The organism is Sphingomonas sp. 66-10 (assembly GCF_001897045.1).
In the GTDB taxonomy this organism is placed as follows: Bacteria; Pseudomonadota; Alphaproteobacteria; order Sphingomonadales; family Sphingomonadaceae; genus Sphingomonas; species Sphingomonas lycopersici.
In genome coordinates this window covers 64,820-90,195 of sequence record NZ_MKRR01000098.1, presented here as the reverse complement: position 1 = coordinate 90,195, position 25,376 = coordinate 64,820, and the positions used below count along the sequence as shown (strand labels likewise).

The window sequence follows — 25,376 nt, the reverse complement described above, 5'->3', positions numbered from 1 at the left end:
ATGGTACCCCAGCTCGGGGCGCCGCTCGGCTTTATCGCCGCCAACGGGCTGTTCCTGCTGATCGGGGTGATGATGACCCCGGCGGACTTCATGGCCTGGGGCTGGCGGGTGCCGTTCCTGCTGTCGGTCGTGCTGGTCGGGCTGGGGCTGTGGGTGCGGCTGCGCATCGCCGAGACCCCCGCCTTCGCCAAGATGCTCGAAGAAGGCCCGCCGCCGACGGTGCCGATGGGCGAGCTGCTGCGCGATCACTGGCGGATCGCGCTGGGCGGGACGTTCGGCGCGGTGGCCTGTTTCGCGGTCTATTATATCGCGACCGCCTTTGCGCTCGGTTATGCGACGACGACGCTCAAGATCGACCGGCAGGTGTTCCTGGCGATCCAGCTCGGGGCGATCCTGTTCATGGGGGTCGGGATCACGCTGTCGGGCATCTGGGCCGATCGCACCTCGCCCGCGCGGGTGCTGACCTGGGGGTGCGTGGGCGCGATCGTCGCGGGGTTCCTGCTCGCGCCGGGGCTCGGCTCGGGGTCGCTGGTGACGATCTTCGTCGTGCTGTCGTTCGCGTTGCTGGTGATGGGGTTCGTCTATGGCCCGCTCGGCGCGTGGTTGCCGGGGCTGTTTCCGGCGCGGGTGCGCTACACCGGGGTGAGCCTGTCGTTCAACATGGCGGGGATTCTCGGCGGCGGGCTGACCCCGGTGGTGGCGCAATGGCTGTCGCAGCGCGGCGGCGGGCTCGGGTCGGTCGGGCTTTATCTCGCGGCGGCGGCGGTGATGAGCCTGATCGCATTGCTTGCGCTGCGCCCGCGTCGTGGCGTTGCGCCGATGGCGGTCGAGGGGCCGTAACGCGCCACCGCTCGGGCTGAGCCTGTCTTATCTTCGCGCGGAAGAAGGGCAGCCCTTCGACAAGCTCAGGGCGAACGGGAAGATTCTGGGGTGGCCGCTCAGCCACCGGCGCCCCGTCACTCCGGCTTAAGGCCGGGGTGACGAGGGGTTAGGCGAGCCGTAGCAATGTGAGCCGCGCCTTTCCGTGGACCCGTTCGGCATCGATCTCGAATCCGCCGACCTCGACTTTCTCGTCGCGTGCGGTTTCGATGCTGACCCAGGTCCCCGCGCCGATCCAGCCGAGCCGCGCGAGCCGGTCGAGCGCGACATTGCCCGCGCCGGTGCCGTAGGGCGGGTCCATCATCACCAGATCGAGCGCGGCCGGCGCGGGGCCGAGCGACAGCACCGATGTCGCGCGGACATCGGCGCCGGTCGCGCCGAGCTTGGCGATATTGGCGCGCAACGCATCGAGCGCGGGCTTGTCCTGCTCGACGAACAGGCAGCGCGCGGCGCCGCGCGACAGCGCCTCCAGCCCCAGCGCACCCGATCCGGCGAACAGATCGGCGACCGCCAGTTCCTCGAAACTGCCAATGCGGCTGGCGAGCATCGAGAACAACGCCTCACGCGTGCGGTCGGCGGTGGGGCGGGTGGTGTCCCCCTTGGGCGCGACGAGCGGGCGGCCGCGCCATTGGCCGGCGATGATCCTCATTTGCGCGGCCTCGCCGGGCCGGAACGCGGCTTGGGCTTGGCCCAGCCAGCCTTGCGCTTGGGGGGCTGCGCGGGGCGCGCGCGGGTCGCCGGCGCCGCCGCTGCCGGTGCGGCTTCTTCACGGGGTTTGGCGATCGCCGACGCGCCATGTGGCCGCGGTTTGGCGGCGGCGCGGGGCGGTCGGCTGCCGCCGCCCGATGCGGTCACCGTGATCGCCCCCGGCGCGGGCGCCTTGCGGTCGAGCGACTGGCGGAAGGCGACCAGATCGTGCTGCTTGACCTCGCCGACCCCGCCGACGGGCAGATCGGCGAGCACGAAGGGGCCGTAGCGCGTGCGGATCAGCCGGTTCACCTCGAGCCCGAGATGTTCGAGCACGCGGCGCACCTCGCGGTTCTTGCCCTCGGTCAGGATCATTTCGATCCACAGATTGGCGCCGGTCCGGCGCTCGATATTGGCGTCGATCGAGCCGTAGCGGATGCCGTCGATCTCGACCCCCTCGATCAGCGCCTCGAGCTGCGGCTGCGACACCTGCCCGAAGGCGCGCGCGCGATAGGCTCGCTCGACCCCGGTCGAGGGCAATTCGAGCTGGCGTTTGAGCCCGCCGTCATTGGTCAGCAGCAGCAGCCCCTCGGTATTGTAATCGAGCCGCCCGACGGGGACGAGTCGCGGCAGATCCCTGGGCAACCGGTCATAGATCGTCGGCCGCCCGCGCGGATCGCGCTCGGTGGTGAGGACGCCGGCGGGCTTGTGGAACAGGAACAGCCGTGGCGGCGGGGTCTCTGCGACCGGCTGGCCGTCGACCGTCACTCCGGCGAGCGAGACGAGCAACGTCGCGGGGGTGTCGATCGCCGCCCCATCTTTGGCGACGCGCCCTTCCGCGATCATCCGCTCGACCTCGCGCCGGGAGGCGACGCCGGCGCGCGCGAGCAATTTGGCGATGCGGTGGACAGGGCGGCCGGTAGGGCGCGGATCGGTCGGTCGGCTGGGCATGAAGCGGCTGATACATCGCTTGCGCGGCGCGCGCGAAAAATTTTGCGCCACTTGCCGATTACCCGCGTTAAGGGGCGCGGGCGTAACCGTCGTATTGTGAGAGTGGCGATGATGTTCGGGCGTAAGAAGCGGCGGATCTCGCGCCTGCTGCTGGTAGAGGATGAGCCGCTCGTCGCGTTCGACGCCGAACATATCCTGAGCGAGGAAGATTATGAGATCGTCGCGACGGTCGATCGTGTCGCCCATGCGGTGCGGATCATCGGCGAGGGGCGCGAGATCGATCTGGTGCTGGTCGATATCGCGCTGACCGACGGCAGCGGAATCGAAGTGGCGCGCGCCGCCGCTGCGCGCGACATTCCGGTGCTGTTCGTCACCGGCAATTGCCCCGGCGACGCCGAGGCGCTGGCGTTCGGCTGCCTCGCCAAGCCTTATTCGCAGCGCAGCCTGCTCGGCGCGATTCGCGCGGTCGAAGCGTCGCTCGACGGCCGTGTGCCGCGGCGGTTGCCGCAGGGTTTCCGCTTGTTCGCGAGGGCTGGCTGACCACAGGCTTTCCGCTGTTTCCCCGTTCGCCCCGAGCTTGTCGAAGGGCGTCCTGGCGTTCGCGAGTGAGGGCCGCCCTTCGCCAAGCTCAGGGCGAACGGAAAAGGGTGAGGCCGGCTGATTATACGCCGATCGGGCGCCCTTCGTCGGCGAAGGCGGCGGCGAGCGCGGCGACGCTCGCCAGCACCCCGTCGGCGCGGCGCAGCCCGAGCAGGTCGGACAGCAGCAGCGCCGCTTTATCGGGCGTGGTGTCGACCTGGCCGATCGCTGCGAGCAACCCCGCCTCGGCGGTCGTCATCCGCGCGCAGCAGCATGGCGCGATCGCGATCGGCATCGCCGCGGACGCGGCGAGATCGGCCATCAGCGCGCGCAGCAGGGTGAGCGGGCGGCGGAAGCCTTCGCGAAACAGCGTGAAGATCGCATGCGCCGCGCGGGCATCGGCAAGGCCGTGCGCGCCCATGCGCCGCATCGCGAACAACAGCGCGCGTGCATTGGGGCAAAGCGGGAGCGGATGCGGGAGCGCGGCGAGCGGCGCGGTGGCAGGCAGCGACATGGCGGACGATTCTCCTCGTCCGGCGATCTTCGATGTTTCGCTATTGCAAGTCAATCGCAATCAGGTCGGCGATTCGCCGTTGGCCGCGAGCACGCCACCGGCGATGTAGAGCGAGCCGGCGATCAGCACCGATTCGCCCGTGCCGGCCGCGGCGATGAGATCGAGCGCATCGCCGATCGTCTCGGCGGTGGCGGTCGACGCAGCGCCGTGGCGGCGCGCGATCGCGGCGAGCGCCTCGGGCTGGTGGTGGGCGTGGCTCGGCACCGGGACGGCGACGACATGCGTCTCGCCGCGCCGGTCGAGCAAATGGCGGATCACGCCGTCGGCATCCTTGTTGGCGAGCATCCCGATGACGATCGCGGTCGGCGCGTCGCGGCCCCACGATCCGGCGATCGCGGCGGCGGCGGATTCGTTGTGCGCGCCGTCGAGCCACACGCCGTGGCGGCGCTGTTCGGGGCGCAGGCGGCGGGTGAGCGGGCCGTCGCCCAGCCGCTGCATCCGCGCCGGCCAAGTCGCGGTGCGGATGCCGTCGGCGATCGCGGCATCGTCGATCGTCACCGCCTGCTGGTGGCGCAGCATCGCCGCGGCAAGGCCGGCATTCTCCGCCTGATAGGGGCCGGTGAGCGTCGGAACGGGCAGTGCGAGCTCGCCGCGCGTGTCGCGATAAAGGAGGGAATCGCCCGCGGGAGCGATATCCCAGCCCGATCCGCGCGCGATCAGCGGTGCGCCGCACGCGGTCGCGACCGCCGCGATCGTCGTGGCGACCGAGCGCGGGTAGAGCTGGGTCACGAGCGGGATGCCCGGCTTGGCGATCCCGGCCTTTTCGAAGCCGATCCGGTCGAGCGGGGCGGCGGGTGTGCCGGCCTCCTCGGCGAGCAGGAATGCCTCGTGATCGATCCCGAGCGCGGCGATGCCGCATATCGCGGGGTGCGGGATCACGTTGGTCGCGTCGAGCCGGCCGCCGAGCCCGACCTCGATCACACAGGCGTCGGCGGGGGTGCGCGCGAAGGCGAGGAAGGCGGCGGCGGTGGTCACCTCGAAGAAGCTGGCGCCGATATCGCCGGCCACGTCGAGCACCTCGGCGAGCAACGGGGCGAGCGCGCGATCGTCGATCAGCCGCCCAGCGACTCGAATCCGCTCGTTGAAGCGCACGAGATGCGGGCTGGTATAAGCATGGACCTTGAGCCCCGCCGCTTCGAGCGCGGCGCGCAGGAAGGCGCAGGTCGATCCCTTGCCGTTGGTCCCTGCGACATGGAAGACCGGGGGCAGGCGCCGCTGCGGATCGCCGACCCGCGCGAGCAGCTCGGTGATCCGCCCCAGCCCGAGCACGTCGGCGCCGGGCGAGAGCGACCACAAACGGTCAAGCTGCGCCTGAACCGCCGGATCGGTCGAGACGGCGTGATCGGCCATTGGTAGTGTTCAGGCCGCGGCGCGCTGGCCGCAGAGATAGCCGATGACCGTCGCGAGCTGCGCGCGCAGATCCTTGCGGTGGACGATCATGTCGATCATCCCGTGCTCGAGCAGATATTCCGAGGTCTGGAAATCGTCGGGCAATTTCTCGCGGATCGTATTTTCGATCACGCGGCGGCCGGTGAAGGCGAGCAGCGCCTTGGGCTCGGCGATCTGGATGTCGCCGAGCATCGCATAGGCCGCCATCACCCCGCCCGAGGTGGGATCGGTCAGCACGACGATATAGGGCAGCCCGGCATCGTGGAGCATCTGGATCGCAACGGTCGAGCGCGGCATCTGCATCAGGCTCAAGATGCCTTCCTGCATCCGCGCGCCGCCCGAGGCGGTGAACACGACATAGGGCGCCTTGTCGGCGATCGCCGCTTCGACCCCCTGGATGAATGCCTCGCCGACCGCCTGGCCCATCGATCCGCCCATGAAGGCGAAATCCTGCACCCCGATGACGACGCGATGGCCGTCGATCGTGCCGCGCGCGTTGACGAAGGCATCGGCCTCGCCGGTCTCGGTGCGCGCCGTCTTGAGGCGATCGGTATAGCGCTTCGAATCACGGAATTTGAGCGGATCCTCGGGCGTGCGCGGGGTGGGCAAAGCGCTCCAGCCGTCGTCGAGCAGCTGGGTGAACCGCGCCAGCGGCCCGATCCGCTCATGATAATCGCAATTCGGGCAGACCGAGAGGTTTTCCTCGAGCTCCTTGGTGAACACCATCTGCCGACACCCCTTGCACTTGTGCCAGAGGTTGTCGGGGGTCTCCTTCTTCGGGACGACCAGCGAGAGGGCGTTGCGGACGCTAGACAGCCAGCTCATTTCGATTCCTTGCGCGCGGCGCGGACCGCCGCGCTCAGCGATTGGATATAGGGGGTAATCGCGCCCGGCGCATCGGCGCCGTGCTTGCCGATCAGCTCGACGATCGCCGAGCCGACCACCACGCCGTCGGCGACGCGGGCGATCGCCTCGGCCTGTTCGGGGGTGCGCACGCCGAAGCCGACCGCCACCGGCAGGTCGGTCGCGGCCTTGAGGCGCGCCACCGCTTCCTCGATCGAGGTCTGCGCGGCCTGTTGCTTCCCGGTGATCCCGGCGACCGAGACGTAATAGAGGAACCCGCTTGCCCCGCCGAGCACGGTCGGGAGCCGCGCGCCGTCGGTGGTTGGGGTGGCGAGGCGGATCAGGTCGACGCCACTCGCGCGCAACGCGGGGCCGAGCGCGGCATCCTCCTCGGGCGGCGTATCGACGCAGATCACCCCGTCGACCCCGGCATCGCGCGCGGCGTTCGCGAACCATGCCGCCCCGCGCCGAAGCATCGGATTGGCATAGCCCATCAGCACCAGTGGCACATTCGGGTGCCGCGCACGGAAATCGCGCGTGATCGTCAGGATATCGGCGGTGGTGGTGCCCGCGCCGAGGCTGCGCAGATTGGCGGCCTGGATCGCGGGGCCGTCGGCCATCGGATCGGTGAAGGGCATCCCCAGCTCGATCACGTCGGCGCCGCCCGTCACGAGCGCGTCGAGGATCGCCGGGGTCGCCGCCGCGTTCGGATCGCCCGCGGTGACGAAACATACCAGCGCCGCGCGATCCTTGGGAAAGGCGTTGGAAAGCCGCGTCATATCTCCACCCCCAGCGCCTCGGCGACGGTGAAGATATCCTTGTCCCCGCGCCCCGAGACATTGACCAGGATCATCGCGTCCTTGCCGTAATCCTTCGCCACCTTTGGCAAGGCGGCGAGCGCGTGGGCGCTTTCCAGCGCGGGGATGATCCCCTCGGTGCGGCAGCAGAGCTGGAACGCTTCCAGCGCCTCGCTGTCGGTGATCGGCAGATAACGGACGCGGCCGATCTCGTGCAGCCAGCTATGCTCCGGCCCGATGCCGGGATAGTCGAGCCCGGCGCTGATCGAATGCGCCTCGGTGATCTGGCCGTCGTCATCCTGGAGCAGATAGGTCTTGTTGCCGTGGAGCACCCCCGGCGCGCCGCCGGTGAGGCTCGCGGCATGCTGGCCGCTGGCGATCCCGTGCCCCGCCGCCTCGACCCCGATCATCGCCACGCCGGCGTCGTCGAGGAACGGGTGGAACAGGCCGATCGCATTCGATCCGCCGCCCACCGCCGCGATCAGCAGATCGGGCAGGCGCCCGGTACGCGCGAGCATCTGCGCGCGCGCCTCGGTGCCGATCACGCTCTGGAAATCGCGCACCAGCTCCGGATAGGGATGCGGGCCGGCGGCGGTGCCGATGATGTAGAAGGTGTCGTGGACGTTGGCGACCCAGTCGCGCAGCGCCTCGTTCATCGCATCCTTGAGCGTCTTGGCGCCCGAGGTGACCGGGATCACCTCCGCGCCGAGCAATTTCATGCGGAACACATTGGGCTGCTGCCGCTCGACGTCCTTCGCGCCCATGTAGATGACGCAGGGGATGCCGAAGCGCGCGCAGACCGTCGCGGTGGCGACGCCGTGTTGGCCGGCGCCGGTCTCAGCGATGATCCGCGTCTTGCCCATGCGGATCGCGAGCAGGATCTGGCCGATGCAATTGTTAATCTTGTGCGCGCCGGTGTGGTTGAGCTCCTCGCGTTTCAACCAGATCTGCGCGCCGTCCAGCGCCTCGGTCAGCCGCGGCGCGAAATAGAGCGGGCTGGGGCGGCCGACATAATGTTCGAGCAGTTCGTCGAACTCGGCCTGAAACGCGGGATCGGCCTTGGCGGCGCGATATTCGCGCTCGAGGTCGAGGATCAGCGGCATCAGCGTCTCGGCGACATAGCGGCCGCCGAAATCGCCGAAATGCCCGCTCTCGTCGGGCTGCGCGCGGAAGGAGTTGGGCGTGGTCATCGAGCGATCGCCTTAGGGCCCTAATTCGCTCAGGACAACGCCGTGACGGAGCGGATTTTGGCGCCAGGCAAGGAGCAAGGAGTGAGCGATGTATTTACATCGTGATCGACGCGCGACGCCGCATGGCGCCAAAAGACGCCCGCCGCGGAGCGGTCGCCCGGAGAAGCCCGCTGGACGGCGTCGCTTGCTTGCGCGTAGCGACTGCTACGCGTCTGCGCTGCGCTCCTTGCCAGCGGACTTCTCCGGGCGATCACGGCGTTATCCTGAGCGAATTAGGGCCCTCAGGAATGCGGCGATCTTGTCCACGTCCTTCACGCCGGGGGCGGTTTCGACGCCGGAAGAAACGTCGACGAGCGTGGCGCCGGTGCGGGCGATCGCCTCCGCAACATTGTCCGCATCGAGCCCGCCGGAGAGCGCCCAGGGTAGCGGGTGACGGAAACCGTCGAGCAGCGACCAGTCGAAGCGTACCCCCATCCCGCCGGGGAGCGCGGCATTGTCCGGCGTCTTGGCGTCATAGAGGACGGCGGAGGCGGCACCGGCGACGTCGCGGGCGTGATCGAGATCGGCGCGCGTCTTGATCGCGATCGCGGCCCAGGTAGCCAGCCCGGTGCGGCGCGCCACTTCCGCGATTCGTGCCGGGGCGGTCTTGTGGAATTGCAGAATATCGAGCCGGCCGGCAGCGATCGCCATATCGAGCAGCGCGTCGTCGGGATCGACGAACACCCCGACGCGGTGGACCCGATCCGGGGTTCGCGCCGCGAGCATCCGCGCCTGATCTGCGCTGAGGTTGCGCGGGGAGGGCGGGAAGAAGTTCAACCCGACATGGCTCGCCCCGCCCGCAAGTGCTGCGTCGAGCGTCTCGATCGTGGTCAGGCCGCAAATCTTGGCGGTGGTGGGCATGAGGATTGTCTCTACTCGGTTTGCATTGAGCTTGCCCCTGCCGTCATGCCGGGCTTGACCCCGCATCCAGAGTAACGAGCGATTCCCTTTGCGGCTCTGGATGCCGGATCACGCCCGGCATGACGATGAAAGCGCAGGCCCGGGAAAGTGCAGGCCCGACCCTCGTTCGCCCTGAGCCTGTCGAAGAGCTGCCCTTCTTGGCGAGAAAGTGCCGGGTTTCGACAGGCTCAGCCCGAACGGGGTGGGGTCAAAGCGTCGCGCCGATCGCGCGCGCGGCGGCGTCGGGGTCTTCGGCTTGGGTGATCGGGCGACCGACGACGAGGATCGAGGCGCCATTGTCCAACGCCATCCGCGGCGTGACGACGCGTTTCTGGTCGCCCACCACGCTGTCGGTCGGGCGCACGCCGGGGACGACGAAGAAGCCCTTGGGCCACAATCGATGCGCCGCCTTCACCTCCGCGCCCGAACAGACGATCCCGTCGACCCCCGCGCGCATCGCCAGTTCGGTCAGGCGCAGCACCTGATCGTGCGGAGTGCCGGTGACGCCGGTCGCGTCGAGATCGCGCTGGTCGAGGCTGGTGAGCATCGTCACCGCCACCACCTTGGTCCCCGCAGGGGCGGCGGCCTTGGCATCCTCCAGCATCGCGCGGCCGCCCGATGCGTGAACCGTCAGGATCGCCGGCTCCAGCGCGCGCAGCGCCTGCACCGCCTTGGCGACGGTATTGGGGATATCGTGCAGCTTGAGATCGAGGAAGATCGGCAGCCCGAGATCGGCCATCTCGCGCACCCCGGTGCGCCCGTTGGCGGCGAAGAATTCCAGCCCGAGCTTGATCCCGCCGACATGGTGCCGCACCCGTTCCGCGATCGCCTTGGCGCGATCGATATCGGGGGTGTCGAGCGCGACATAGATGCGGTTGCTCACGATGTTGCTCCGGGGGCTGGGTCTTCGGGCGCCGCCGGGGCTGCCGCGGCGGTCGCGGCGCGCAGGTCGGTCAGCGAGCGTTCGGCGGCGGTGAGCCGTTGGCGCAGCCGCCAGCGCATTGCGCGCTGATAGAGCCAGGTCGGCACGAAGCCGACCAGGAAGGTGAGCGCCAGCAGGAAGGGCAGATTCACCTCGGCAACGAGATTGCCGAACAGACGGATCGTCACCCACTGCCAATTGCCGAAGGTGAACACCGCCGCGATGAACGCGATCAGACACCAGAATAAAAGCTTCAGAAACTGCATTGGCGACCTCCCGCGCGATACGGACTAACCCCGCAAGCGTCGTTTTTCCAGCTTTACTGTCCGGCGTGGAGCGTGTTCCGCGAGCCCTTTCCTCAGCCGTCATTCCCGCGAAGGTGGGGATGACCGGGGTATCGAATTGGATTCTTACCCGATCTCCCGGCGCAATTCCTCGATCAGCGCGGTGGCGGTGTGGAGCCGCGGCGCCTCTTCGTCGAGGATCGCGTGGAAGGCGGCGCGCTTGATCTCCGCGACGCGCCCGGGGCGCAGCCGCGCTTCGCCGGCCAGCGTCGACACCGCGATATCGATCATCCGCTCGGCGCCGTGCAGCCGGCCCCAGAGATAGTCGTTCTCGCGATAGGCACGGCTGAAGAACGCGCCGAAGTTGCTGAACTGAATGCCCTTCAGCGTCGCCTCAGCGCCGCCGCCGCGGATCGAGACCGCATCGTCGGGGGCGATGCGATCGACCTGGATCGGATCATATTCGTCCATTCCCTCGCCCTGCAGCAGCGGCAAAGTGGCGACGTCGAAATAGGGAAAGCCGAGATAGCGCAGCAGCAACGCCCGGCGGATATCGCGCGGCAGCGTCGCGAGCGCCTCGGCGAGCCGCTCGTCGGTCTCGGCGTCGAGTTCCTTGAGCCCCATCGATTCGGCGAGATCGTCGAGTAGCGGCCCGGCGTCGCCGCTCAGCGCGCGGACCTCGCCGCGCAATGCTCGGTGGGTGCGCGGGTTGCGACAATCGAGATAGGCCGAGAGCGAATGATAGATCGCCTCGCGGATCGGCTGCAGCGTGTCTTCGCTCGCCTCGCTTTCGAGTTCGGTCAGCCGCCGCGACATCAGCCGCAGCCGGCGGATGCGGAAGCCGAGATCGAAGGTGCGCAGGAAGTCGATCGTCACCGCGCTTTCCGCGACCTCGGACGAGGCGGGGTCGTAGCCGCGCGCGACCAGGGCGGTCTCGATCCGGCGGCGGATGCGCTGCCAGCGCTGCGGGCCGGGCTCGCCGCCGACGCCGTGGAGCAACGCGGTGACGCTCTCGATCACCCCGGCGAGCTTGAGATGCGCGTAAGCGGCATAGCCATAGCCCGCCTGCTCGGCCGCGGCGACCTGCGCGCGGCGGCGCCAGGCGGCGATCCGCGCGGCGGTCGGGCGATCGAGGAAGAAGGTGCGACCGAACAGCGCGTCGACCTTCGCCTCCACCTCGGGGCGCACCGCCTGAAGGATCGCGCGCATCCGCGCGATCCGTGCCGAGCGCTCGGCGATCGCGTCGAGATTGTCGCGGATCGGCTGCTTGCGCGGCAGTTCGCTGATCGCGCCGAGGATCGTCTGGAAGAAGCCCGGCACGCCGTCGCTGTCGGCCGAAAGGCGGAATTTGTTGCCGGGGGCGGGGTCGATATAGACGAAGCGGCGATCGACCTGCCGCCGCGCCGGACGCTCGTTGAGCGCGTCGATCGCGGGGCGGAAGGGGGCGTTGGCGAGCACCGAGCCGTCGATCAGCACTGCCTTTTCCGCGGTATTCGCCGCCGCCTGGCGCGGGAGCATGCGGTAGAGGAACGCCTCGCGCGTCGGCCAGTCGATCGCGCGGTCGTGCAGCACGCCGTCGAGCTCGGCGACGGTGAACGGCGGGAAGGCGCCGGGGAAGCTGGAGGTGGCGCGCGCTGCGAAGGCGAGTTCGGCGGCGGGCGCGAGCGTCTCGCGCACCTCGCCGTGATCGGTGAAGTGGAGCACCAGCCGATGCTCGGTTTCCAGCACCTCGGGGGGCGAGTGGAGCTGGAGCCGCTCGGGGTGGCCGGTGAAATCGGTGACGGTGACGAACAGGTCGAGCGGTTGTCCGGTCGGCAGCAGCCGCGGCCCGCGCGGCGCGGCGGCCATTGCGTCGAACGCGTCGAGCAGCATCCCGGTGAACCCCGCGCCGCTGAACGGCGGCTCGAACCAGCGCGAGCGGACGAAATGCGACAGCTTGCTCCGCACCTCCTCGCGCGTTTCGGGATCGAGCGCCTCGAGCTTTTCGGCGCTGCGCCCCGCCGCCATCCACGCCAGCGGCATCGCCCAGGCCTTGGAAAAGCGCGAGGCGGGGGCGGCGGCGGCGTCGATCAGCGCCTCGACATCGCCGCGGGTCAGCCACAGATCGGTCAGCGGATCGAGCGACTGGCCGGAGGCGATCGCCTGCGCGAGGAAGATGCCGTTGATCCCGCCCGCGCTGGCGCCGGCGAGGATGTCGGGCAGCACGCGCAGCCGCAGCCCGGCCTCCTCCGCCATTTCGTCGAGCAATGCGGCATAGACCCCGGCGGTGCCCCTGAGCTTCGTGCCGTCGTGGGTCGCGCGGCTGGCGCGGGCGAGGTGCCACACCTCCTTGGTGATGCCGTGCATGTATACGGCAAGGCTGATCCCGCCGTAGCAGACCAGCGCGAGCCGCAATTCCTTCTCGTGGAGGCGCGTATCGCTCATGCCGCGGCGAGATCCGCCCAGATCGGCAGATGGTCGCTCGCCGTCCGCGCCGCCATCGAGTGATGGACGCCGCAATCGACCACCTTGAGGTCCGGCGAAACCATGATCCGGTCGAGCCGCCCCACCGGACGCCGGGCGTGGAAGCTCGGGCCGGTATCGGCGAGCGCGAAATCGCGGCGGAATTCCTTGAGGCACCCCGCCGAGCGGGTCCATTCGTTGAGATCGCCCATCATCACCGTCGGGCGCGGATGCGGGTTGGCGGCGAGATGCGCGAGGATCGCATGCGCCTGCCGCTTCCGCCACAGCCCGGAAAGATCGAGATGCATCCCGACGACGCGGATCGTCGCGCCATTGACCCGAACATCGGCCATGACCGCGCCGCGCGGCTCCAGCGCCGGCAGGTGGATCACCGCGCAATCGACCACCTCGGCTGCCTTGGGCACCAATATCGCATTGCCGTGCCACCCCATCGAAGCGGCGCGCGCCCCGAAATTGACCGGCTTCCACCCGCTATGCTCGTCGATCAAATGCAATGGAATCACGGCCTTGCGTGTGCCGAAGCGGCGATCGGCCTCCTGCAGCGCGACGACATCGGCGTCGATCTCGCGCAGCACTTCGAGCGTGCGATCGGGATTGCGCCGCCGATCGGTGCCGATGCCCTTGCGCATATTGTAGCTCGCGACGCGGATCATGAGACCGAGGGAACGCTTGCGACGGCGATCGGGTTGCCGCTCGCACGGACACCATAAAAGGCGTATAACCTTTGAGAAATAAAAGAAAACTTCTGAGCGATCATCACGGCTTGCCGCGTCGAATGTAAAAGTCGGCACGGAAATCGCAAGGCGGATTCGCCCGTTTGACGAGCGTGCCCGCAATTCCTTATGGTCGCCGCAAAAGTTGCATCAAGGTGCAAGATCGACGGTTGCGATCGGGATGAGAGAGGCGGCGCATGGAGATTTCGGTCGGCGATTTGCTCACGCGCGCAGGTGCCGCCTGCGCCGCGGCGGAGCGTTATGTGCTTGCCGCGCGCCAGGCCTGCCGGCACCGTATCGCCGGCGGCGATGCCCGTGCGCTCGATATCGAGCAGCGCGCGCTCCATGGTTTCTCGTGGATCGCGACGCTGGTGCAATCGCTCGAGGCGGCGCGGCAATGGGCGGCGCGGCTGCAGGCGGGGGACGGCCTCGCCCCGATCGACGCGCTCGTGCTGCGGATCGGCTTCGGCGAATATCTGGCGCAGCTCGTTTATGCGCTGCCGATGAGCCAGAACGAATTGGCGCGACCGACCGATCTCGGCATCGCCGATGCCGCGCGCGCACTGGCGGACGATGCCGCGGCGGCGTGGTTTCTGGTCGAGGGCAATAATGCCGCGACCCGCGCCGCGCTGACCGCGTTGATCGAGGCCGATGCACGGCCGTCGGAGGCGCTAGGCGACGAGACGCTCGATATGATCCGCGCGCAATTCCGCGCCTTTGCCGCGCAACGTATCGCCCCCAAGGCGCATGATTGGCACCTCGCCGATGCGTTGATCCCGATCGAGATCGTTGACGAAATGGCCGATCTCGGGGTGTTCGGGATTTGCATCGACGCCGAATATGGCGGGCTGGGGCTCGGCAAGCTCGCGATGTGCGTCGTGTCGGAGGAATTGAGCCGGGGCTGGATCTGCGCCGGGTCGCTCGGCACCCGCTCCGAGATCGCGGGCGAATTGATCGGCGAAAGCGGGACCCCCGCGCAAAAGGCATATTGGCTGCCCCGGCTCGCGCGCGGGGAGACGCTGCCGACCGCAGTGTTCACCGAGCCCGATGTCGGCTCCGACCTCGCCTCGCTCAAGACGCGCGCGGTGCGCGACGGCGATGGCTGGTCGGTGACGGGGGCGAAGAACTGGATCACCCACGCGGCGCGCGCCGATCTGATGACCTTGCTGGTGCGCACCAATCCGGCCGAGCCCGGCCACGCCGGGTTGTCGATGCTGCTCGCCGCCAAGACACGCGGCACCGAAGAGGACGCTTTCCCCGACGAAGGACTCGCCGGCAGCGAGATCGAGGTGCTCGGCTATCGCGGGATGCGCGAATATGCGCTGTCGTTCGACGGTTTCCGTGTGCCCGGCGACGCGATCCTCGGCGGCGAGGAGGGCAAGGGCTTCCGCCAGCTGATGCGCACTTTCGAGGGCGCGCGAATCCAGACCGCGGCGCGCGCGATCGGCGTCGGGTGGAATGCGTTCGACGTCGCGCTGGATTATGCGCGGACGCGTCGCCAGTTCGGCTGCGCGCTCGCGGATTTCCCGCGGGTCGCCGACAAATTGGCGCTGATGCTCGTCGAGCTCGTCATGGCGCGCGAGCTCACTTATGCCGCGGCGCGGCGCAAGGACGAGGGCCGGCGCTGCGACATCGAGGCCGGCATGGCGAAACTGCTCGCCGCGCGGGTCGCCTGGGCCAATGCCGATGCGACCGTCCAGATCCACGGCGGCAACGGCTATGCGCTCGAATATCAGGCGAGCCGCATCCTGTGCGATGCGCGCATCCTCAACATCTTCGAGGGGGCGGCGGAAATCCAGGCGCATGTCGTCGCGCGCGGATTGCTGTCGGCGGCGAATTGACCTTGCGCCTTGAGTCCCGCGCGGCCTAGGCCGGCACGACCATTTGGGAGGGTGAAAGCGGCGTGACGGACGGACGGCCCGGGCGGGCGCTCGAAGGAATCAAGGTTCTCGATCTGTCGCGGGTCCTCGCCGGGCCGTGGTCGACGCAGATCCTCGCCGATCTCGGCGCCGATGTGTTCAAGGTCGAGCAGCCCGGCAAGGGGGATGATACGCGCGGCTGGGGCCCGCCGTTCCTGTCCTTGCCCGATGGCGCCGACGATCCGCAGGAAAGCGCTTATTATCTGAGCTGCAATCGCAACAAGCGCTCGGCCGCGATCGATCTCGCCAACCCGGAGGGGCAGGCGCTGATCCGCCGGCTTGCCGCTGAGGCCGATATTCTGGTCGAGAATTTCAAGGTCGGCGGGCTGGTCAAATACGGGCTCGATTATGCCAGCATCAGCGCGATCAACCCGCGCATCGTCTATTGCTCGATCACCGGCTTCGGGCAGACCGGCCCTTATGCCGATCGACCCGGCTATGATTTCGTCGCGCAGGGGATGGGCGGCTTCATGTCGATCACCGGCGAGGAGCATGGCGGGCCGCTCCGCGCCGGGGTGGCGATGGCCGATCTGTCGACCGGGATGTACGCCACCGTCTCGATCCTCGCCGCGCTGCGCCACGCCGAGCGGACGGGGGAGGGGCAACAGATCGACGTGTCGCTGCTCGATACGCAGATCGCGATGCTCGCCAATCAGGGATCGAACTGGCTCGTCGGGGGCGTCAATCCGGGTCGGCTCGGCAACCGGCACCCGACCGTGGTGCCCTATAAGACCTTCGAGGTCGCCGACGGCGTGATCATCATCGCGATCGGCAATGACAGCCAGTTCCGCGCTTTCTGCCATGAGATGGGGCGCCCCGATCTCGCCGCCGATCCGCGCTTCACCACCGGGCGCGACCGGCTGATCAACCGCGACGCGATCGAGGCCGCGGTGCAGGATATCGTCCGCGACCTGGCGGGCGGGCCGCTGATCGAGCGGCTCGTCGCGATCAACGTGCCTGCGGGGCCGGTGAATACGATCAAGGATATCTACGCCGATCCGTTCATCGCGGCGCGCGGCGTGGTGCACCGCTTCGTCCGCGAGGACGGGGTGGAGATTCCGACGGTCGCCTTCCCCGGCAAGTTTTCCGCCACCCCGACCGACTATCGCTATCGCCCGCCGCAGGTGGGGGAGCATAGCCGCGAATTACTCGGCGACTGGCTGGGGCTGTCCGATGCGGAGTTCAGCGAGCTGGAGGAAAAGGGCGCGGTCAGGCAGCGCTGAGCCGCGGGTTTTCCGGCGACGCGGCTGGAGTATCCTGCGTAAAATGTAAACCGTTCGCCCTACGGCGGTGAAGCGATCCCGATTTAACGCACGACGCTCTATTTTCCCGCGGATATCGCCGCGACATGCCCGTCGAGCAGCGGGTGCCGATCGAGCGAGTTGAGCGTGTCGACGATCTCGCGCCGCGCCGCGCCGCGTGTCGCACCGGCCATCACCGTCAGAACGCTGCGGACGACCTCGACGACCATCTTCTCGTCGGGGATTTCGCCCTCAGCCCAGGCGCTGGCGGTGGCATAGCGATAGCGGACCAGCATCGCGATCAGATCGTCGGCGTCGATCCACGGCTGGAGCTGACGCTTGCCGGCGAGCCGGCGTATCCACGGCCCGTGCGAATGCGCGGCGATGTCGTGGATCGCCTTTCTGATCTCCGGCGCGACATCGGCCGAATGATAGACGTTCAACAACGCGCGGGTGTAGTTGCGGATTTCGAGATTGCGGCGCGCGACGATGACGAGGCGCTCGATCATCCAATCGAGCGTGGCGTCCTCGGTCGAATAATGGATCCGGCGCTCATAATCCTCCATATATTTGCTGATCGCGGAGGCGACGAGATATTCCTTGCTCTGGAACGCATTGTACAAGGTGCGCTTGGCGACGTTCGCGCGCTTCGCGACATCGTCCATGCTGAGATTGGTCACGCCGACTTCGCCGATCATGCGCCGCGTTTCGTCGAGGATGCGATCGCGTCGGGCGATGATCGAGGGGCTGGCATAGCCCGAGGGCCGCGCATCGCCCGCGCTTTGCGCGCTGGGCTTGGTGGTCCGATCGCGATCTCGCATCGATCCCAGGTGGCACGGAACGGAAATCGCGCCAATTGGAATCTGCACGATCGTGCGGAATTGCGATATGGTGCCGGCTGCAGGGATCGAACCCGCGGCCCCCTGATTACAAATCAGGTGCTCTACCATCTGAGCTAAGCCGGCCCGCCGGCGTCCATGCGTCAGAGAACGCCGAACGTCCAGCCCTCGCTTTGCGCGATCGGCGGGGTCATCCGCGCCGGACGCCAGAAATCGGCGTTGCCGGCGCTGCGACGCAGCCACGCCGCGGCGAGGATCGCATCGGTCGCATGATCGTCATAGCGCGCGAGCGGCAGGTGCGGCCGGGCGCCGAGCGCTGCCAGCGCGGCATCGAGCGCCTCGGCGGTGCGCAATTTGCTGATGCCCTTGCGCAGCCCCGCCGCGCGGGCGGCGATCGCGGTGTAGATTTCGACGACCGTCGCGCCGGTCGCCGGCACCGGGTCGAACGGCCAGATCGCGATCCGCTCGTTCAACCGGTGGAGCAGCCGCATCCCGGCGAAGCTCGCCTTGGCGACCTGCGCCGCGCCGATCGCGTCATAGACGGTCGAGGGTTTGGTCGACTGATCCGCCCCGGTCTCGCAGACCCGCCAGTGGAGGAAGTCGCGCTTCGCCCCGTCCGCCGCGCCGAGATAGAAATGCCGCCCGCGCCGCGCCGCGAGGAAGCTGGCGGCGCCGAGATCGGCATCGTCGCTGTGCGTGTCGACATAATGCCACAGCGCGCGGGCGTCGGCGGTGTCGGTCTCGCCCGGCAGATGCGCGCCGCGCGCGACGAACGGGGCGGAGAAGCTGAAATCGAACCCGACCAGCAGCGGCGCGTCGGCGCGCGCCAGCAGCCAATCGAGCACCGCGCTGCGCGACCAGATTCGGCCGGCGGGCTCGACCAGCACCGGCGCCGCATCGCCCGCGCCGCATTCGGCGACCGCGATCCCGCGATGCCGCGCGCCCTTCGCTCCCGACCAGTCGATCGCGACGAAGCGCGTGAAGCGATCAGGGGCGGGGGCCGAAGGTGGCACGCTGCGGTTTTTTCGCGCGATCCCACCACGCCCGGCGGATGACATTGCGCACGCGCTCTTCGTCCGCCGCGCCGTAACGCACGAGCAGCCCGGGCCAGCCCTCGTAATGCGGGGTCTGCCAGAAGGTTTCGGGCTCGGTGTCGAGCAGCACCGCTTTTTCCTCGTGCGGTGCCATGACGTGAAAACTGTCCGGCTCGCGCCCGGGCGAGACGAAGGCCTTGCCGTTCACCTTGGGGCAGGGGGTGCCGTAGAAGGGCGCCATTGCCACATCCGGCAACGCGCACGCGAAGGCGACAACCTCTGCCCAATCCTTCATTGCAGCACCGCGATCGCTTCGGCCGAGAAGCGCGCGATATCGAACCGCGCCGGACCCGGATCTTCGCCGCGCCGCACGATGACGAGGCGATGCTGGGGGATGACCATCACCGATTGCCCGCGGTTACCCTGCGCGGCGTAGCTGCCGACCGGAAGCCCCTGCTTCGGCCCGAACAGCCACATCGTCGCGCCATAGCCTGGTCCTTCCGCCGGCTGCGGCCCGGCGGCACTGGTCATATAGCGCATCCAGCCCGCCGGGAGCAGGCGGCGGCCTTGCCATACGCCGTCCTGCAGCCAGAATTGTCCGAGCCGCGCGAGATCGCGGGCGGTAGTCCACACTTGGCTGGAGAGGATGTAATTGCCCTGCCAGTCGGTCCCGGTGGTGGTATGGGTCATGCCGAGCGGGTGGAACAGCCCGCCGTGCGGCAGATTGGCGTAGCGCGCCTCGCCCAGCGTCGCGCGCAGGCTGCGCGTCGCGAGCAGGATATCGTTATTGGCGTAGCGGAAGCGCGTCCCGCGCGCGGCCTCGATCGGCCAGCCGGTCGCGCTCTCGGTGACCGCGGTGCCGCCGAAATAGATCGCATCGGTGCGGTTGCCGGCGGTGTCGCTGTGCAACCCGCTCGCCATCCGCATCAGATTGTCGAGCGTGATCGCGGCGCGCGGATCGCCGGGATGGCGCCATTCGGGGATCGTCGCCGGACGATGCGGATCGATCCGCGCGGTGACAGAGGCGATGCCGACCAATGTGCCGGCGATGCTCTTGGCGACCGACCAGGTGCGATTGGCGACGAACGGGCCGAAGCCCGGCGCATATTGTTCGGCGACGATGCGGCCGTCCTTGAGGATCACCACGCCGGTCGTCACGCTCTCCGCGCCGAAGCTCGCGCGATCGAATGCGCGCGCAACGAGCGCGGCGAGCCCCGGCGAGGGGCGCGGCGCGATGCCGGCATCGCCCATCGGCCATTGGCGCGGATCGGGGATGAGCGCGGTCGGCGGGGTAGCGGACGGATTGACCCGGTCGGCGTGCGCCCCGATCGGCGAAAGGTAACAGCCGAAGCGTGGCCGCCACATCGCGCGGCGCGGCGCGAGCTGGCCGTCGAACGCGACCGTCACGATCCGCGCGCGCCGGTCGACCGTCGCGGGGAGCGTCGGGACGATCGCGTCATATTCGGGATAGATGCCGCGCAACTCGACCGAGGCGATCTGCGCCTCGGTACGGCCGGCGTCGAAAATGCCCTCGCACAAGGTGAGCGCCTTATACCCGGCGGCGACCGCCTGATGATAGGATTGTTGCGAGGTCGGGTGAATCTGCTGCGCCGAAACCGGCGTGGCGAGTGCCAGCAGCGCGACTGCCGTCATGCCGGACTTGATCCGGCATCCAGGGCCACTGATGCCGTCGCCTGAGACTCTGGATGCCGGGTCGGGCTCGGCATGACGGTAAATGGAGCGGCGCCGGCTGCCGGTTTCCAGCGGATGATGATCGGTTCTACGTATTCTTTTCACGCCGGCGTTCGTCCCACCAGGCGAGCCGCTCGGCAACCCTTTTCTCATATCCGCGCCCGGTCGGCTGGTAGAAATTCTCGGGATTCATCCCTTCCGGCCAATAGTTTGCGCCGGAGAAGGCATCATCGCTGCTATGATCGTATTCATAGCCCTTGCCATAGCCGATCTCCTTCATCAGCCGCGTCGGGGCGTTGAGGATATTGGCGGGCGGCATCAGCGATCCCGTCTCGCGCGCCGACCGCCACGCCGCCTTCATCGCCTCATAGGCGGCGTTCGATTTGGGCGCGGTGGCGAGGTACAGGCACGCCTGGACGATCGCCAATTCGCCTTCGGGCGAGCCGAGCAGCTCATAGGCGTCCTTGGCGGCGATGCACTGGGTCAGCGCCTGCGGATCGGCCATGCCGATATCCTCGACCGCCATGCGGGTCAGCCGGCGCAATGCGTACAGCGGCTCCTCCCCGGCGACGAGCATCCGCGCGAGATAGTAAAGCGCGGCTTGCGGATCCGATCCGCGCACCGATTTGTGGAGCGCGGAGATGAGGTTGTAATGCCCCTCGCGATCCTTGTCGTACACCGCGACGCGGCGCTGGAGGAAGGATGACAGCCCGGCCGGATCGAGCGGCTCGGTGATGCCGACCGAGAACAAGGTCTCCGCCTGATTGAGCAGGAAGCGCCCGTCGCCGTCCGCGCTCGCCACCAAAGCCTCGCGCGCCGGCGGGGTGAGCGGGAGGGGGCGCTCCATCTCCGCCTCGGCGCGATCGAGCAGCCGGCTCAGCGCGTCATGATCGAGGCGGTGGAGGATCAGCACCTGCGCGCGGCTGAGCAATGCCGCGTTGAGCTCGAACGACGGGTTTTCGGTCGTCGCGCCGACCAATGTGACGGTGCCGTTCTCGACATAGGGCAGGAAGCCGTCCTGCTGCGCGCGATTGAAACGGTGGATTTCGTCGACGAACAGCAGGGTGCGGCGCCCGGTGCGCATATGCTCGCGCGCCTCGGCGAAGACCTTCTTGAGATCGGCGACCCCCGAGAACACCGCCGAGATTGGCGCGAAACGCAGCCCCACCGCATCGGCGAGCAGCCGCGCGATCGTCGTCTTGCCGGTGCCGGGCGGCCCCCACAGGATCATCGAGGAGAGCCGCCCCGCCGCAACCATCCGCCCGATCGCGCCTTCCGGCCCGGTGAGATGCTCCTGCCCGACCACCTCGTCCAGCGCGCGCGGGCGCAGCCGATCGGCCAGCGGCGCATCGGCGGCGGGGAGTTCCTCGGGCGGGGAGGCGGGTTCGAACCCGGCGAACAAGTCAGCCATCTGGCCAAGATAGGGGGCTCGTCGATTTTTTCACAGCGGGGGTTGCATCCGTTGTATCAAGATATATCTTAGCGCCATCTTGATATATAGAGGATACAACATGTTTCATGGAATGCACGGCCGCCGCGGCGGCCATTGCGGGCCGCGCGGTCATCGTGGCGGCGGCTGGGGCGCCTTTGGCGGCGAATGGTCATTCGGCGGCGCGGAGCGCGGCGGTGGCGGTCGTGGCCGACGAATGTTCGACGGCGGCGAATTGCGCCTCGTGCTGCTCAAGCTGATCGCCGACGAGCCGCGCCACGGCTATGAATTGATCCGCGCGATCGAGGAATTGACCGGCGGCGATTATGCGCCCAGCCCGGGGGTGGTCTATCCGACGCTAACCCTGCTCGAAGAGATGGGCTTCATAGAGGAGCAGGCCAATGAGGAGAAGCGCAAGCGCTACGCCGCGACCGACGAAGGCCGCGCGCATCTGGAGGAGAATCGCGAGCAGGCCGAGGCGCTGATCGAGCGGCTCACCCGCGTCGGCGAGCGTCGCCAGCGCACCGACGGCGCGCCGATCCGTCGCGCGATGGGCAATTTGCGCGTCGCGCTCGAGCATCGGCTGGCACGGGGCGAATTCTCGCAGGATACGCTCCACGATGTCGCCGCGCTGATCGACGAGGTCGCGCAGAAGATCGAGCGGCTGCGGTGAGCGTTTCGCTCGCACGCGTGCCGACCGCTTCGGCGAGCCGCTATCTCCAGCAGCTCGCCAAGCATTGGAGTCACAAGATGGTCGTCACCTTCTCGCCCGAGGAGGGGACGATCGACTTCCCTAACGGCAGCCGGCTGGAGATGCGCGCCGACAGCGAAACGCTGGATGTCGCGCTGACCGTTCCCGCGGGGGAAGATGTCGAACGGATGCGCGGCGTGGTGGCGAGCCACCTCGATCGTTTCGCGTTCCGCGAGGCGCCGCTGACCTTCGACTGGCGCGAGGGGTAGGCTAACCTCCGTTCGCCCCGAGCTTGTCGAAGGGCTGCTTTTTCTTCCTCGGAAGAAAAGGACAGGGCTTCGACAGGCTCAGCCCGAACGGTGGGAGGTTTAACGCCGCTCCAACGCCAGATACGCATCCAGTACCGCCTGATTGGCGACATCCCAGCGATAGCCGGCTGCCTTGCGGTGGCCGGCTTCGCCCATTGCTTCGCGCAGCGCCGGATCGGCGACGATCCGCGCGATCGCATCGGCATAGGCCGCCACATCGCGCGGCGGGACGAGGAAGCCGTTGACCCCGTCCTCGACCAGATCGACCGCCCCGGTGGCGCGCGCCGCGACGACCGGGACGGCGCTCGCCATCGCCTCGGTGGTGACGTTGCCGAAGGTTTCGGTGACGCTGGGGTTGAAGAACACATCCATCGACGCGACCGCGCGGCCGAGCGCGTCGCCCGACTGGAAGCCGGTGAACACCGCATCGGGCACCGCCTCGGCGAACCAGTCGCGCGCCGGGCCTTCGCCGACCACCAGCACCTTGTGCGCCACCCCGCGCCGCTTGAGCTCGGTCGAGACCTCGGCGAAGATGTCGAGCCCTTTTTCCTTGACCAGCCGCCCGAGGAAACCGACCGCCATCTCGTGATCGGCGATGCCGAGCGAGCGCCGCCACGCCAGATCGCGCCGGTCGGGGCGGAAGCGATCGTGGTTGATCCCGCGCGACCAGATTCCCATCGGCGCGGTAACCCCCCATTCGGCGAGCAGCGCCATCATGCTGTTGCTGGGGACGAGCACGCGATCGAAGCGGTTGTAGAACCGCGTCATCAGATATTTGACCAGCGGCTCGAGGAACCCGAGGCCGTAATAGCTGCAATAGGTTTCGAACCGTGTGTGGAACGAGGCGACCGCCGGGATATTGTTCCGGCGCGCCCAGCGCACTGCGGCATGGCCGAGGATTTCGGGGGCGGAGACGTGGACGATATTGGGCGCGAACGCCTCCAGATCGGCGCGCGGTCGCGCCGGCAGCCCGCGCGCGAGCTTATATTCGCCGCGCCCGGCGAACATCGGGAAGGACGGCACGTCGACCAGATCGCCGACCGGCGGAAAGGCGGGTTCGGGCACCGTCGGCGAATAGACACGGACCTTCACCCCGCGTTCGAGCAGATACCCGACGAGCAGGTTGAGCGACTGGTTGGCGCCGTCGCGCACATAATTGTAATTGCCGCTGAACAAGGCGACGCGAAGATCGGACGGCTCCATAGCGGCGCGCGTTAGTGGCTGATCGTGGCGAAAACTAGGGCGACCGGTAGGATACAGTCCGGTTTTCATCGTTCTGTTATCGTCATGCCGGATTTGATCCCGCATCCAGTGCCGCAGACGGCAGCATTCGTCGCCCTGGATGCCGGGTCGAGCCCGGCATGACGATGTTCGCAGTCAGCCGCGCCTATTCGGTCGCGATCTCGCTCTTGCGCTTGATGCGGCGGATGCGCGGTTCGCGGGTCAGCGCGGCTTCGCGCCGGATCGTTTCGCGCATCTCGTCGCGCTTCTCGTGGATCGAGGCGATCACCGGCCCCATCGCGACGCCGAGATCGACGAGCACCGCCTCCGACAATTGCAGCGAGCTTTCCAGCGTTTCGGGCACCGCATCGGTCACCCCGGCGCGGTAGAGCTCGGCGGCGTGGCGCGTATCGCGGGCGCGCGCGATGATCGGCAGATCGGGGGCGAGCGCGCGGATCCGCCGCGCCAGCCGAACGGTCAGCACCGGATCGTCCATCGTCAGGATCAGCGCACGCGCGGCGGGCAGATCGAGCCGATCGACCAGCCCGCCGCGCGCGACATCGCCGAACATCACCGGATAGCCGCTGAGCTGGCCCGCCTTCACCGCGTCGATATCGGCTTCCACCGCGATATAGGGCTGGTCGTGCGCGGTGAGCATATCCGCCACCAGCCGCCCGACACGGCCGAAGCCGATCACCACCGAGCGCTGCACGCCCGCGGTTTCGGGCACGGCATGCGGATCGAGCGTCGTATCGAGCCGCCGCGCGACCGCGGTGCCGGCACGCGCGAGCAGCGGGGTGATCGTCAATCCGATCGCGGTGACGGTTTGCCAGAAGGCGGCGGTGGAAGCCTGGATGAGCTGCGCCTGCGCCGCGGCGGCGAGCACGATCAGCGTGGTTTCGGAGGGGCTGCCCATCAGCAGCCCGGTCTCGGCCGCGACCCCGCGCCGCGCATTGGCGACGCGCAACAGCAGATAGGTGACGATCGTCTTGATCGCCACCACCCCGATCACCGCGAGCAGCAATTCGCTCCAATTGTCGATGATCGAGCTGAGGTCGACGCTCATCCCCACCGTGATCAGGAACACCCCGAGCGCGAGCCCCTTGAACGGGGCAGTGATCACCTCGACTTCGGTATGATATTCGGTCTCGGCGATCAGCAGCCCGGCGAGCAGCGCCCCGACGATCGGCGACAGACCCGCCGCGGTGGTCGCGACGCTGGCGACGATCACCACCAGCAGCGAGGCGGCGAGGAACAATTCAGGGCTTTTGGTGCGCGCGGCCTGCGCGAACAGCCGCGGCAGGACGAGGCGCCCGCCGATGTACATCGCCACCACCGTCAGCCCGCCGCGCAGCGCGACGCCGGCCAGCCCCTGCCACCCGGTATCGCTCGCGGTGGGGGCCATCGCGCCGAGCGCGAAAATGATCGGGACCAGCGCGAGATCCTCGAACAACAGCATCGCGAAGGCGCCGCGCCCGACCGCGCCGGTCGTCCCGACCAGCGGCAGCACCAGGGCGGTGGAGGACAAGGCGAGCGCCAGCCCGAGCCCGATCGCGCCCGCCCAATTCTGCCCCAATAGGTGCAGCCCAGCGCCGATCAGCAGCCCCGAACCGAGCAATTCGGCGGCGCCGGTGCCGAACACCAGCCGGCGCATCGACCATAACCGCCGGAACGACAATTCGAGCCCGATCGAGAACAGCAGCAGCACGATGCCGAATTCGGCGAACGGCTCGATCGCATGTGGATCGGTGATCGTGAAATAATAGAGCCACGGCGCATCGTCGACCAGCCG

General features: G+C 68.3%; 25 protein-coding genes and 1 tRNA gene. 6 read left to right on the top strand and 20 right to left on the bottom strand.

Annotation, left to right across the window (positions count from 1 at the left end):
* A partial coding sequence (locus BGN95_RS09130) for an MFS transporter (RefSeq protein ID WP_286772448.1) occupies positions 1-840 on the top strand: 840 nt, incomplete at its 5' end.
* 148 nt (positions 841-988) lie between these two features.
* Here the strand turns inward: BGN95_RS09130 and rsmD are convergent.
* The gene (gene rsmD, locus BGN95_RS09125; protein ID WP_286772447.1) at positions 989-1,528 is read right to left on the bottom strand and encodes a 16S rRNA (guanine(966)-N(2))-methyltransferase RsmD; all 540 of its coding nucleotides are present in this window, start codon (positions 1,526-1,528) and stop codon (positions 989-991) included.
* A complete protein-coding gene (locus tag BGN95_RS09120; RefSeq protein WP_265312145.1) occupies positions 1,525-2,517 on the bottom strand; it encodes a pseudouridine synthase in 993 nt (330 codons plus the stop codon). Before BGN95_RS09120 ends, rsmD begins: the two co-directional genes overlap by 4 nt.
* A 108-nt stretch (positions 2,518-2,625) precedes the next feature.
* Here BGN95_RS09120 and BGN95_RS09115 point away from each other — a divergent pair, with 108 nt between their 5' ends.
* Positions 2,626-3,057 carry a response regulator gene (locus BGN95_RS09115; RefSeq protein WP_179511784.1) on the top strand — a complete coding sequence of 144 codons (432 nt, stop codon included), beginning with the start codon at positions 2,626-2,628 and terminating at the stop codon, positions 3,055-3,057.
* 121 nt (positions 3,058-3,178) lie between these two features.
* Here the strand turns inward: BGN95_RS09115 and BGN95_RS09110 are convergent, their stop codons facing one another.
* The 10 genes from BGN95_RS09110 to BGN95_RS09065 form a co-directional block, all read right to left on the bottom strand.
* Positions 3,179-3,610 (bottom strand): DUF6628 family protein, encoded by a 432-nt coding sequence (locus tag BGN95_RS09110; RefSeq protein WP_286772446.1) that lies wholly within the window; start codon positions 3,608-3,610, stop codon positions 3,179-3,181.
* Between the two features lie 60 nt (positions 3,611-3,670).
* Positions 3,671-5,020 carry a bifunctional folylpolyglutamate synthase/dihydrofolate synthase gene (locus BGN95_RS09105; protein ID WP_286772445.1) on the bottom strand — a complete coding sequence of 450 codons (1,350 nt, stop codon included), beginning with the start codon at positions 5,018-5,020 and terminating at the stop codon, positions 3,671-3,673.
* A gap of 9 nt (positions 5,021-5,029) precedes the next feature.
* Complete coding sequence (accD, locus tag BGN95_RS09100) at positions 5,030-5,884, bottom strand: acetyl-CoA carboxylase, carboxyltransferase subunit beta (RefSeq protein ID WP_286772444.1); 855 nt, start codon at positions 5,882-5,884, stop codon at positions 5,030-5,032.
* A complete protein-coding gene (gene trpA / locus BGN95_RS09095) occupies positions 5,881-6,681 on the bottom strand; it encodes a tryptophan synthase subunit alpha (protein ID WP_286772443.1) in 801 nt (266 codons plus the stop codon). The genes accD and trpA overlap by 4 nt, the downstream gene beginning before the upstream one ends.
* Positions 6,678-7,889, bottom strand: a complete 1,212-nt coding sequence (gene trpB, locus BGN95_RS09090; RefSeq protein WP_286772442.1) for a tryptophan synthase subunit beta — start codon at positions 7,887-7,889, stop codon at positions 6,678-6,680. The genes trpA and trpB overlap by 4 nt, the downstream gene beginning before the upstream one ends.
* Before the next feature lie 258 nt (positions 7,890-8,147).
* Positions 8,148-8,789 carry a phosphoribosylanthranilate isomerase gene (locus tag BGN95_RS09085; RefSeq protein WP_286772441.1) on the bottom strand — a complete coding sequence of 214 codons (642 nt, stop codon included), beginning with the start codon at positions 8,787-8,789 and terminating at the stop codon, positions 8,148-8,150.
* 247 nt (positions 8,790-9,036) lie between these two features.
* Positions 9,037-9,711, bottom strand: a complete 675-nt coding sequence (pyrF, locus tag BGN95_RS09080; RefSeq protein WP_179511777.1) for an orotidine-5'-phosphate decarboxylase — start codon at positions 9,709-9,711, stop codon at positions 9,037-9,039.
* The gene (locus tag BGN95_RS09075) at positions 9,708-10,016 is read right to left on the bottom strand and encodes a lipopolysaccharide assembly protein LapA domain-containing protein (RefSeq protein WP_286772440.1); all 309 of its coding nucleotides are present in this window, start codon (positions 10,014-10,016) and stop codon (positions 9,708-9,710) included. The genes pyrF and BGN95_RS09075 overlap by 4 nt, the downstream gene beginning before the upstream one ends.
* Before the next feature lie 144 nt (positions 10,017-10,160).
* On the bottom strand, positions 10,161-12,458 hold the full coding sequence (locus BGN95_RS09070) for a patatin-like protein (protein WP_286772439.1): 2,298 nt from the start codon (positions 12,456-12,458) through the stop codon (positions 10,161-10,163).
* Positions 12,455-13,150 (bottom strand): endonuclease/exonuclease/phosphatase family protein, encoded by a 696-nt coding sequence (locus BGN95_RS09065; protein ID WP_265268348.1) that lies wholly within the window; start codon positions 13,148-13,150, stop codon positions 12,455-12,457. The genes BGN95_RS09070 and BGN95_RS09065 overlap by 4 nt, the downstream gene beginning before the upstream one ends.
* A 257-nt stretch (positions 13,151-13,407) precedes the next feature.
* Between BGN95_RS09065 and BGN95_RS09060 the strand changes: the two genes are divergently transcribed.
* Together BGN95_RS09060 and BGN95_RS09055 are read left to right on the top strand one after the other, a co-directional pair.
* Entirely contained in the window at positions 13,408-15,051 is a 1,644-nt protein-coding gene (locus BGN95_RS09060; protein ID WP_286772438.1) for an acyl-CoA dehydrogenase family protein, read from the top strand.
* 62 nt (positions 15,052-15,113) lie between these two features.
* The gene (locus BGN95_RS09055) at positions 15,114-16,352 is read left to right on the top strand and encodes a CaiB/BaiF CoA transferase family protein (RefSeq protein WP_286772437.1); all 1,239 of its coding nucleotides are present in this window, start codon (positions 15,114-15,116) and stop codon (positions 16,350-16,352) included.
* A 98-nt stretch (positions 16,353-16,450) separates the two neighbouring features.
* Here BGN95_RS09055 and BGN95_RS09050 read toward each other — a convergent pair whose 3' ends face one another.
* From BGN95_RS09050 to BGN95_RS09025, 6 genes are all read right to left on the bottom strand, one after another.
* Positions 16,451-17,191, bottom strand: coding sequence for a TetR/AcrR family transcriptional regulator (locus BGN95_RS09050; protein WP_286772436.1), 741 nt, complete (start codon positions 17,189-17,191; stop codon positions 16,451-16,453).
* A 68-nt stretch (positions 17,192-17,259) separates the two neighbouring features.
* Positions 17,260-17,335, bottom strand: a tRNA-Thr gene (locus BGN95_RS09045).
* 17 nt (positions 17,336-17,352) lie between these two features.
* Positions 17,353-18,222 carry a hypothetical protein gene (locus tag BGN95_RS09040; protein ID WP_265312135.1) on the bottom strand — a complete coding sequence of 290 codons (870 nt, stop codon included), beginning with the start codon at positions 18,220-18,222 and terminating at the stop codon, positions 17,353-17,355.
* Positions 18,197-18,538 (bottom strand): MmcQ/YjbR family DNA-binding protein, encoded by a 342-nt coding sequence (locus BGN95_RS09035; RefSeq protein WP_286772435.1) that lies wholly within the window; start codon positions 18,536-18,538, stop codon positions 18,197-18,199. The genes BGN95_RS09040 and BGN95_RS09035 overlap by 26 nt, the downstream gene beginning before the upstream one ends.
* On the bottom strand, positions 18,535-19,896 hold the full coding sequence (locus BGN95_RS09030; protein ID WP_265312134.1) for a serine hydrolase domain-containing protein: 1,362 nt from the start codon (positions 19,894-19,896) through the stop codon (positions 18,535-18,537). Before BGN95_RS09030 ends, BGN95_RS09035 begins: the two co-directional genes overlap by 4 nt.
* A gap of 127 nt (positions 19,897-20,023) precedes the next feature.
* The gene (locus BGN95_RS09025) at positions 20,024-21,346 is read right to left on the bottom strand and encodes a replication-associated recombination protein A (protein ID WP_265268355.1); all 1,323 of its coding nucleotides are present in this window, start codon (positions 21,344-21,346) and stop codon (positions 20,024-20,026) included.
* A gap of 100 nt (positions 21,347-21,446) precedes the next feature.
* On the opposite strand from BGN95_RS09025, the gene BGN95_RS09020 reads away from it, so the two are divergent.
* Both BGN95_RS09020 and BGN95_RS09015 read left to right on the top strand, forming a co-directional pair.
* Positions 21,447-22,037, top strand: a complete 591-nt coding sequence (locus BGN95_RS09020) for a PadR family transcriptional regulator (RefSeq protein WP_179511766.1) — start codon at positions 21,447-21,449, stop codon at positions 22,035-22,037.
* Positions 22,034-22,324, top strand: coding sequence for a DUF2218 domain-containing protein (locus tag BGN95_RS09015; RefSeq protein WP_179511765.1), 291 nt, complete (start codon positions 22,034-22,036; stop codon positions 22,322-22,324). The genes BGN95_RS09020 and BGN95_RS09015 overlap by 4 nt, the downstream gene beginning before the upstream one ends.
* A 99-nt stretch (positions 22,325-22,423) precedes the next feature.
* Here the strand turns inward: BGN95_RS09015 and BGN95_RS09010 are convergent, their stop codons facing one another.
* Entirely contained in the window at positions 22,424-23,566 is a 1,143-nt protein-coding gene (locus BGN95_RS09010) for a glycosyltransferase family 4 protein (protein WP_286772434.1), read from the bottom strand.
* A gap of 184 nt (positions 23,567-23,750) precedes the next feature.
* Positions 23,751-25,376 (bottom strand): cation:proton antiporter domain-containing protein (locus BGN95_RS09005; RefSeq protein ID WP_286772433.1); only part of this gene is annotated, 1,626 nt, incomplete at its 5' end.

What these genes read in the sequence shown, in the direction of transcription:
- rsmD (WP_286772447.1), bottom strand. Translation starts at nt 1,528, where the DNA reads ATGAGGATCATCGCCGGCCAATGGCGCGGCCGCCCGCTCGTCGCGCCC.
- BGN95_RS09120 (WP_265312145.1), bottom strand. Translation starts at nt 2,517, where the DNA reads ATGCCCAGCCGACCGACCGATCCGCGCCCTACCGGCCGCCCTGTCCAC.
- BGN95_RS09115 (WP_179511784.1), top strand. Translation starts at nt 2,626, where the DNA reads ATGATGTTCGGGCGTAAGAAGCGGCGGATCTCGCGCCTGCTGCTGGTA.
- BGN95_RS09110 (WP_286772446.1), bottom strand. Translation starts at nt 3,610, where the DNA reads ATGTCGCTGCCTGCCACCGCGCCGCTCGCCGCGCTCCCGCATCCGCTC.
- BGN95_RS09105 (WP_286772445.1), bottom strand. Translation starts at nt 5,020, where the DNA reads ATGGCCGATCACGCCGTCTCGACCGATCCGGCGGTTCAGGCGCAGCTT.
- accD (WP_286772444.1), bottom strand. Translation starts at nt 5,884, where the DNA reads ATGAGCTGGCTGTCTAGCGTCCGCAACGCCCTCTCGCTGGTCGTCCCG.
- trpA (WP_286772443.1), bottom strand. Translation starts at nt 6,681, where the DNA reads ATGACGCGGCTTTCCAACGCCTTTCCCAAGGATCGCGCGGCGCTGGTA.
- trpB (WP_286772442.1), bottom strand. Translation starts at nt 7,889, where the DNA reads ATGACCACGCCCAACTCCTTCCGCGCGCAGCCCGACGAGAGCGGGCAT.
- BGN95_RS09085 (WP_286772441.1), bottom strand. Translation starts at nt 8,789, where the DNA reads ATGCCCACCACCGCCAAGATTTGCGGCCTGACCACGATCGAGACGCTC.
- BGN95_RS09075 (WP_286772440.1), bottom strand. Translation starts at nt 10,016, where the DNA reads ATGCAGTTTCTGAAGCTTTTATTCTGGTGTCTGATCGCGTTCATCGCG.
- BGN95_RS09070 (WP_286772439.1), bottom strand. Translation starts at nt 12,458, where the DNA reads ATGAGCGATACGCGCCTCCACGAGAAGGAATTGCGGCTCGCGCTGGTC.
- BGN95_RS09065 (WP_265268348.1), bottom strand. Translation starts at nt 13,150, where the DNA reads ATGATCCGCGTCGCGAGCTACAATATGCGCAAGGGCATCGGCACCGAT.
- BGN95_RS09060 (WP_286772438.1), top strand. Translation starts at nt 13,408, where the DNA reads ATGGAGATTTCGGTCGGCGATTTGCTCACGCGCGCAGGTGCCGCCTGC.
- BGN95_RS09050 (WP_286772436.1), bottom strand. Translation starts at nt 17,191, where the DNA reads ATGCGAGATCGCGATCGGACCACCAAGCCCAGCGCGCAAAGCGCGGGC.
- BGN95_RS09035 (WP_286772435.1), bottom strand. Translation starts at nt 18,538, where the DNA reads ATGAAGGATTGGGCAGAGGTTGTCGCCTTCGCGTGCGCGTTGCCGGAT.
- BGN95_RS09030 (WP_265312134.1), bottom strand. Translation starts at nt 19,896, where the DNA reads ATGACGGCAGTCGCGCTGCTGGCACTCGCCACGCCGGTTTCGGCGCAG.
- BGN95_RS09025 (WP_265268355.1), bottom strand. Translation starts at nt 21,346, where the DNA reads ATGGCTGACTTGTTCGCCGGGTTCGAACCCGCCTCCCCGCCCGAGGAA.
- BGN95_RS09020 (WP_179511766.1), top strand. Translation starts at nt 21,447, where the DNA reads ATGTTTCATGGAATGCACGGCCGCCGCGGCGGCCATTGCGGGCCGCGC.
- BGN95_RS09010 (WP_286772434.1), bottom strand. Translation starts at nt 23,566, where the DNA reads ATGGAGCCGTCCGATCTTCGCGTCGCCTTGTTCAGCGGCAATTACAAT.